This window comes from Roseisolibacter sp. H3M3-2, from assembly GCF_029211165.1.
Lineage (GTDB): Bacteria > Gemmatimonadota > Gemmatimonadetes > Gemmatimonadales > Gemmatimonadaceae > Roseisolibacter.
In genome coordinates, this window is sequence record NZ_JARGEK010000736.1 from 1 (window position 1) to 820 (window position 820).

An 820-nucleotide genomic window follows, 5' to 3' on the forward strand; every position below is an offset into this window, starting at 1 on the left:
TGTCTTCCTAAGACCGCTTGGCCTCCGACTTCCGGCGCGCTCGCGGCGGTCGGGGCGGGCGAGGAGGCGGTGCGCGGCGCGAGCGCGCCCGCGTCCGCGCTCGACCCGGCGCTGGAGGCGGTGGCGCCGTTCGACGTCGCCGACGCCGACCTGACGCTCTGGCGGCACGGGATGGTGGACGTGCTGGCGCGGCGGCTCGACGGGGCGGGGGCGCTGCGCACGGTCCCGCCGACGACGATCGTGCGCCGCTTCGAGGGGCGCGGCGACCCGCCCGCCGCCGCGGCGTCGGCGGCGCGCACCGGCGCGGGGCTCGTCGTGTACGGCGGGATCGTGCACGCCGGCGCCGACTGGGTGCGGCTGGCGGCGCGGCTGTTCGACGCGGCGCGCGGCGCGGTGGTCGGCGAGGTGCGCGTGCACGACGCGACGGCGGCGATGGACCGCGCCATCGACGCGCTGGGCGTGGGGGTGCTGCGCGAGCTGGCGCGCGTGCGCCCGCTGGGCGCGGTGCGCACGGCGGGGATCGCGGCGGCGTCGCTCCCCGCGCTGCGCGCCTTCCTGGCGGCCGAGCAGCACTACCGCGCGGGGGCGTTCCAGGCGGCGGTGGCGGAGTGCGAGCGCGCGCTGGCGCTCGACACGGCGTTCGCGCTGGCCCGCCACCGGCTCGGCACCCTGCTCCCCCACGACGAGGCGGCGGCCGCGGCGGGCGCGCAGCTGATGCACGCCGCGCGCACGGCGGCGCGCGCGCGCGGGCTGACGCCGCGCGACAAGTCGGAGGCCAAGCGGTCTTAGGAAGACAAATCGTGGTCTCAACTCCTTGGCT

The 820-nt window shown here is 79.3% G+C and carries 1 pseudogene; it reads left to right on the forward strand.

Annotation, left to right across the window (positions count from 1 at the left end):
- Positions 1-789, forward strand: a pseudogene (locus tag PYV61_RS26085) (hypothetical protein); the annotation flags it as partial.
- Between the last annotated feature and the right edge of the window lie 31 nt (positions 790-820).